General features: G+C 67.2%; 5 protein-coding genes. 3 read left to right on the forward strand and 2 right to left on the reverse strand.

What is annotated here, in order from left to right:
- Window positions 1-12 precede the first annotated feature (12 nt).
- Window positions 13-1,608, forward strand: coding sequence for an L-aspartate oxidase (gene nadB / locus J2X37_RS09305; RefSeq protein WP_310020326.1), 1,596 nt, complete (start codon window positions 13-15; stop codon window positions 1,606-1,608).
- Window positions 1,609-1,838: 230 nt separating this feature from the next.
- Here nadB and J2X37_RS09310 read toward each other — a convergent pair whose 3' ends face one another.
- Window positions 1,839-2,078 carry a GlsB/YeaQ/YmgE family stress response membrane protein gene (locus J2X37_RS09310; RefSeq protein WP_310020328.1) on the reverse strand — a complete coding sequence of 80 codons (240 nt, stop codon included), beginning with the start codon at window positions 2,076-2,078 and terminating at the stop codon, window positions 1,839-1,841.
- A gap of 638 nt (window positions 2,079-2,716) precedes the next feature.
- Here J2X37_RS09310 and J2X37_RS09315 point away from each other — a divergent pair.
- A complete protein-coding gene (locus J2X37_RS09315) occupies window positions 2,717-4,828 on the forward strand; it encodes a ribonucleoside-diphosphate reductase subunit alpha (protein ID WP_310020330.1) in 2,112 nt (703 codons plus the stop codon).
- Window positions 4,829-4,897: 69 nt separating this feature from the next.
- On the opposite strand, the gene J2X37_RS09320 is transcribed toward J2X37_RS09315, so the two are convergent.
- Window positions 4,898-5,542: a TetR/AcrR family transcriptional regulator gene (locus J2X37_RS09320; protein ID WP_310020332.1), complete on the reverse strand. Its 645-nt coding sequence runs from the start codon at window positions 5,540-5,542 to the stop codon at window positions 4,898-4,900.
- 84 nt (window positions 5,543-5,626) lie between these two features.
- Here J2X37_RS09320 and J2X37_RS09325 point away from each other — a divergent pair, with 84 nt between their 5' ends.
- On the forward strand, window positions 5,627-6,823 hold the full coding sequence (locus J2X37_RS09325; protein ID WP_310020334.1) for an acetyl-CoA C-acyltransferase: 1,197 nt from the start codon (window positions 5,627-5,629) through the stop codon (window positions 6,821-6,823).
- The last annotated feature ends 53 nt before the right edge of the window (window positions 6,824-6,876 follow it).

Genomic DNA, 6,876 nt, shown 5'->3' on the forward strand with positions numbered 1-6,876 from the left:
ATCCACCTGCTCATGTCGCAAGACTACGACGCCGTCATCATCGGTTCGGGCGCAGCCGGGCTGACCGCCGCGCTGGTGCTGGCCGAACGGGCGAAAGTCCTCGTCACCTCGAAAGGGCCGCTCGATGCCGGGTCCACCGCCTGGGCGCAGGGCGGGATCGCCGCCGTGCTCGACGCGGGCGACACGTTCGAGGATCACATCCGCGACACGATGGTGGCGGGCGCGGGGCTCAACCGGATCGAGACGGTCGAATACGTCATCGAACACGCGCCGCAGGCGATCCGGCGGCTGATCGACCTCGGCGTGCCGTTCAACACCGAACAGGGCGCGCTGCACCTGACGCGCGAAGGCGGGCATTCGCACCGCCGCATCGTCCACGTCGACGACGCCACCGGCTGGGCCGTGCAGACCGCGCTGCTCAAGGCGGCGAGCGCGCATCCCAACATCACGCTGCGCGAGAACATGGTCGCCATCGACCTTATCCGCGATCGCAACACCGTCACGCCCGAAGGCGGCCAGTCGATCTGGGGCGCCTATGCGCTCGATACCGGCACCGGTCATGTCGAGGCGCTGACCGCCAAGGCGACGATCCTGGCGACCGGCGGGGCGGGGCGGACCTACCTGTTCAGCACCGCGCCCAGTGGCGCGACCGGCGACGGCATCGCCATGGCCTGGCGCGCGGGGTGCCGGGTGTCGAACATGGAATTCATGCAGTTCCACCCGACCTGCCTCTACAACCTGGAGGTCAAGAACTTCCTGATTACAGAGGCGGTGCGCGGCGAGGGCGGCATCCTGACGCTTCCGCCCGAGGCCGGGTCCGAGGCGGGCAAGCGCTTCATGCCCGATTTCGACGAGCGGATGGAACTGGCCCCGCGCGACATCGTCGCCCGCGCCATCGACCACGAGATCAAGCGTCTCGGCCTCGACTACGTGCATCTCGACATCAGCCACAAGCCGCCCGAGTTCGTGCGCGAGCATTTCCCGACGATCTACGAACGGCTGCTCGGCCTCGGCATCGACATGACGCGGGAGCCGATTCCGGTGGTCCCGGCGCAGCACTATACCTGCGGCGGGGTGCGCGTGGACCTGAAGGGGCAGACCGACCTGCCCAATCTCTACGCCATCGGCGAATGCAGCGAGAGCGGGCTGCACGGGGCCAATCGCCTTGCCTCCAACTCGCTGCTCGAATGCTTCGTCTTCGGCGACAGCTCGGCCCGCGACATTCTCGCCCGCTTCGGCGACATGCGCCCGCCGCCGCCGATCCGGCCCTGGGACGAAAGCCGGGTCACCGCGCCCGACGAGGAAGTCGTCATCAAGCAGAACTGGACCGAGATCCGCCGCTTCATGTGGAACTACGTCGGCATCGTGCGCACCGACAAGCGGATGGAGAGGGCGGCCAACCGCATCCGCCTGCTGCTGGAGGAGGTCGACGAATACTACGGCAACTTCCGCGTCACCAAGGACCTGATCGAACTGCGCAACCTGTTGAAGACGGCCGACCTGATCGTCCGTTCGGCGCGGCGGCGCAAGGAAAGCCGGGGCCTGCATTACAACGCTGACTACCCGGAAACCGATCCGGTCGCGCGCGACACGGTGCTGGTGCCCTGACCCCTGCCGTGGCGGAAGGGGCGGTCTAACGGCCCCTTTACCCCCTTCGCGCGCAAAGCGTTTACTTCCGGCGACATCGCCGGGCGCTGGGGCGGTGATCGGGCGAGCACCCAGGCTTTTCTTGGGGCTTGGCCACGATGGCGCGGCGCCGGGGCGACACGCTCGATGCGGCGATGCGGATCGCCGACGCGCGGCTTTGCGAGCGCAGAACGGCGCGCCGCGCCGCCTGATCAGCCGAGCAGCAGGCGGCCCAGCAGGATCAGCGCCATCGCGCCGAGCACCGAGGCGAGACAACCGGGGCGATTGAATTCGCGGCGCCCGCGGCTGACGATGAGCCCCGCGAAAAGCGAGCCGCCGACCCCCAGCGCGATGGTCGCCAGAAAGCCGATGTCGACATCGCCGGGATAGAAGAATCGCGCCAGGATGCCGACGACGAGGCCGGAGACGATGGCGCCGAGAATGTTGAGCATGAACTGTCTTTCCCAATGCCGTGAAGAATCAACCCGCCGGGCAGCATAGCAGCGGGAATCGGCGAGGCCAGTTCACCGGCCCGCTTTATCCCGGCACGGGCGAATGCCGCCTTCCTTTCACGCGCCGGCACCCCATATGGATCGCAGGCGAAATGGCCCGGCTCGGCGGTGCGACGGACCATGATCCGGGCCCGCAACCGAACTGTTGAAAAGTTTTTTTAGCCCGCCTTTGGCCCTTGCGCACCGCGCCGGTCCAGCTTGCTCCGCGCGTCGCCGCGCTGCGGCATGGCGCAGGGGCGGATGTCGTGGATAACTACCGCTTGCGTGCCCCGCTGGTTGAGGCACTATCCCTAGCGGTCGGTTCGACGGGAGGACCGCAAGACCTTGCGGTGCGCGCGTTTCCGCCGGGAAGCGGAAAAGCGGCACGCGGCCGGGTTCTTGCATACGGGGCCGGGACGATCGGTGGGGCTTCATGGTCGAGAGGATATCCGCGCAAGGCGGCATATCCGACACGCATGGCCCGCCGGTCGTCAGGCCCGCGACGGGTTCGGGCCGACTGTTGAGCGGACCGGCGATGAACGGGTCCGTAGACGGACGGGGTGGCCTTTCGGGGCCGGGACATGCGGGGCGGTGGACAGATGGATTTCAGGAACGGGGACGGCCGGGTCGACTCGGCGGATGTCACGGGTGACGATATGACGACAGACATGTTCGCGGACCCGCAGGCCGGGACAGCATCGGTCAAGAACGCGGCGCCGGCTTCCGGCAAGGAAGCCCCCGCAAAGGAGAATGACGTGCAGGACAAGGTGAGCGGCAAGGATTTGGCGGGCGACGGCCTTGTGGCCGACGCGCCGGTGGCGGAGGCGGCCGCCGCGGCGCTCGGCAATGCCGTGGCCGAAGGGCTGAAGGCCGCCGCCACGCCGAAGATGTCGTCGAAGGATGTCGCCGCGCGGCGCTTCACCATCGTCACCGACGCCAGCCGCGACGCGCTCCTGACCGATTTCGGCAAGGACACGCTGCAGGACCGCTACCTCCTGCCGAACGAGACCTACCAGGATCTCTTCGCCCGCGTCGCCGACGCCTATGCCGACGACCAGGAGCACGCGCAGCGGCTCTACGACTACATCTCGAAGCTGTGGTTCATGCCCGCCACGCCCGTGCTGTCGAACGGCGGCACCGGGCGCGGGTTGCCGATCAGCTGCTATCTCAACTCGGTCGAGGACAGCCTCGAGGGCATCGTCGGCACCTGGAACGAGAACGTGTGGCTGGCCAGCCGCGGCGGCGGCATCGGCACTTACTGGGGCCAGGTGCGCGGCATCGGCGAGCCGGTCGGCCTCAACGGCAAGACCAGCGGCATCATCCCCTTCGTCCGGGTGATGGATTCGCTGACGCTGGCGATCTCGCAGGGCTCGCTGCGGCGCGGTTCGGCGGCCTGCTACATCGACGTCTCGCACCCCGAGATCGAGGAGTTCCTCGAGATCCGCAAGCCGAGCGGTGACTTCAACCGAAAGGCGCTGAACTTGCACCACGGCGTGCTGCTGACCGACGAGTTCATGGAAGCCGTGCGCGACGGCGCCGATTTCGACCTCAAGAGCCCGCGCGACGGTTCGGTCCGCAAGACGGTCAACGCCCGCGCGCTGTTCCAGAAGCTGGTGGAGACGCGCCTCGCGACCGGCGAGCCCTACATCGTGTTCAACGATACGGTGAACCGGATGATGCCCAAGCATCACCGCGAACTGGGCCTCAAGGTCTCCACCTCGAACCTGTGCAGCGAGATCACCCTGCCGACGGGGCGCGACCACCTCGGCAACGACCGCACGGCGGTCTGCTGCCTGTCCTCGCTCAACCTCGAGACGTGGGACGAGTGGAAGGACGACAAGCAGTTCATCGAGGATGTTATGCGCATGCTCGACAACGTGCTGCAGGACTATATCGACCGCGCGCCCGACGAGATGGCGCGCGCCAAGTATTCCGCCGCGCGCGAACGTTCGGTCGGCATGGGGGTGATGGGCTTCCACTCGTATCTGCAGGCCAAGAACATCGCCTTCGAGAGCGCGATGGCCAAGGCCATCAACCTCAAGATGTTCAAGCACATCGCGGCCAAGGCGAACGAGGCGTCGATGATGCTGGCGCACGAGCGGGGCCCGTGCCCCGATGCCGAGGATGTCGGCGTGATGGAGCGGTTCAGCTGCAAGATGGCGATCGCGCCCACCGCGTCGATCTCGATCATCTGCGGCGGCACCAGCGCCTGCATCGAACCGATCCCGGCGAACATCTACACGCACAAGACGCTGTCGGGGAACTTCGTGGTGAAGAACCCCTACCTGCAGAAGCTGCTGGCCGAAAAGTCGAAGGATTCGACCAACGTCTGGAACTCGATCCTCGAACACGGCGGCTCGGTCCAGCACCTCGACTTCCTGACCGCCGAGGAAAAGGCGACCTACAAGACCAGCTTCGAGATCGACCAGCGCTGGCTGCTCGAGTTCGCGGCCGATCGCACGCCCTTCATCGACCAGGCGCAGAGCCTCAACCTCTACATCCCCGCCGATGTCGACAAGTGGGACCTGATGATGCTGCATTTCCGCGCATGGGAAATGGGCATCAAGTCGCTCTATTACCTGCGCTCGAAGTCTGTGCAGCGCGCCGGTTTCGCCGGAGGGGTGGAGGCCGACAACACCAAGGACGCGGCGCAGTTCAACCTCTCCGCCGCGGGCGAAACCGACTACGAGGAATGCCTCGCCTGCCAGTAAGCGGGCCATCGGGCGCGCACCAGACCGGAAATGCGATCGGCGGGGCAGCGATGCTCCGCCGACTTCGTGTCAGCGCGGCTCCAGCCCCGCCCACAGCATCGCGACCATCCGGCGCGCCACTTCGCTTTCGTCGCCCGGCTGGCGCGAGCGGAACCAGTGCGCGGTCCAGTTGATGGCGCCCGCGATGGTGAAGGCGAGCAGCGTCGGATCGACCTTGGCGATTGAGCCGTCGGCCTGGCCTTCGACGATGATGTCGCGCATCATTTCGTGGATCTTGCGCTTGTCGGCGCGGAACTGGCGGGCGCCTTCCTCGCTGAGGTCGGTTTCCTGCGTCAGGATCACGCGGCGGCCGAAATCGCGCATGTTGAATTCGGCGTAGCGGGTCATGAAGTCGCGCAGGCGTTCGGCCCCGGTGCCCGCCCTGCCGCGCGCCTCGACCGCGGCGTCGGCCAGCATGTCGAGTCCGGTGCCGAGGCAGGTGAGCAGCACCTGTTCCTTGTTGCCGAGGTAGTGGTAGATGGTGGGCTTCGAAATGCCGAGCGATGCGGCCACGTCGTCGAGCGAGGTCGCGTGGTAGCCGCGTTCGTTGAACATGCGCACCGCCGCCAGCAGCACGGCTTGGCGCTTCGCCTCGCGGTCGGCGCGTTTCTGTTCGCGGCTGCGAAACGGGGATGCGTCATCCGACACGGGCATCTTCTCGACCTTGCGCGACATCCATGAAGGAGTGCGACAATACCCGTTGGAATGCAATATACTTTCCGGTAGACAAGTGGTCCATCTTATCGGAGACCCCTTGCCATGTCCGATCCCGCCGCCAGCGACCCCGTCGTCATCGCCAGTTACGCCCGCACGCCGATGGGGGGCATGCAGGGCGTCTTTTCCGAAGTCGCCGCGCCGCTGCTGGGGGCAGAGGCGGTTCGCGCCGCGGTCGAGCGGGCCGGTATCACCGGGGCCGAGGTGGACCAGATCATCATGGGCTGCGTGCTGCCAGCGGGGCAGGGGCAGGCGCCGGGCCGGCAGGCGGCGATTCACGCCGGGCTGGGCGAGCATGTCACCGCGACCACCATCAACAAGATGTGCGGTTCGGGGATGCAGGCGGCGATGATGGCGCACGACACGCTGCTGGCGGGCAGCGCCGAGGTGATCGTCGCGGGCGGGATGGAGAGCATGACCAACGCGCCCTACCTGCTGCCCAAGCATCGCGGCGGCGCGCGGCTCGGCCACGACGTGGTCAAGGATTCGATGTTTCTCGACGGGCTGGAGGATGCGTACAACCCCGGCCGCCTGATGGGCACTTTCGCCGAAGAAGCGGCGCAGGAATACCAGTTCACGCGCGAGTTCCAGGACGAATACGCGATCCGCTCGCTGACCCTGGCGCGACAGGCGGGCGAGAACGGTGCCTTCGCGCGCGAGATTGCGCCGGTCACCGTGCAGGGCCGCAAGGGCGAAACCGTCGTCGACACCGACGAACAGCCCGCCAAGGCCAATCCCGACAAGATCCCGACGCTGCGCCCCGCCTTTGCCAAGGACGGCACGGTGACCGCGGCGAACAGTTCGTCGATCTCCGACGGCGCGGCGGCGCTGGTGATGTGCCGCGCCTCCACCGCGGAAAAGCTCGGCATGACCCCGGTTGCCCGCGTGGTTGGCCATGCCAGCCACGCGCACGAACCGGCGCGCTTCACCACCGCGCCGGTCTTCGCGACGCGCAAGCTGATGGCGAAGATCGGCTGGACGATGGACGACGTCGACCTGTTCGAGGTGAACGAGGCCTTTGCCGTCGTCGCGCTGATCGCCGAGCGCGATCTCGGCATCCCGCGCGACAAGCTCAATGTCAACGGCGGGGCGTGCGCGCTGGGCCACCCCATCGGCGCATCGGGCACGCGCATCCTTGCGACGCTGCTCGGCGCGCTGGAAACCCGCGACCTGAAGCGCGGCGTCGCCAGCATCTGCATTGGCGGCGGCGAGGCGACCGCGATCGCGCTCGAACGGATCTAGAGCGGCAGCCCGCGCGCCGTCAGGCCCCCATCAGGCAATAGCGGCGCGCTTTC

The organism is Croceicoccus sp. BE223 (genome assembly GCF_031457155.1).
Lineage (GTDB): Bacteria > Pseudomonadota > Alphaproteobacteria > Sphingomonadales > Sphingomonadaceae > Croceicoccus.

What these genes read in the sequence shown, in the direction of transcription:
- nadB (WP_310020326.1), top strand. Translation starts at nt 13, where the DNA reads ATGTCGCAAGACTACGACGCCGTCATCATCGGTTCGGGCGCAGCCGGG.
- J2X37_RS09310 (WP_310020328.1), bottom strand. Translation starts at nt 2,078, where the DNA reads ATGCTCAACATTCTCGGCGCCATCGTCTCCGGCCTCGTCGTCGGCATC.
- J2X37_RS09315 (WP_310020330.1), top strand. Translation starts at nt 2,717, where the DNA reads ATGGATTTCAGGAACGGGGACGGCCGGGTCGACTCGGCGGATGTCACG.
- J2X37_RS09320 (WP_310020332.1), bottom strand. Translation starts at nt 5,542, where the DNA reads ATGTCGCGCAAGGTCGAGAAGATGCCCGTGTCGGATGACGCATCCCCG.
- J2X37_RS09325 (WP_310020334.1), top strand. Translation starts at nt 5,627, where the DNA reads ATGTCCGATCCCGCCGCCAGCGACCCCGTCGTCATCGCCAGTTACGCC.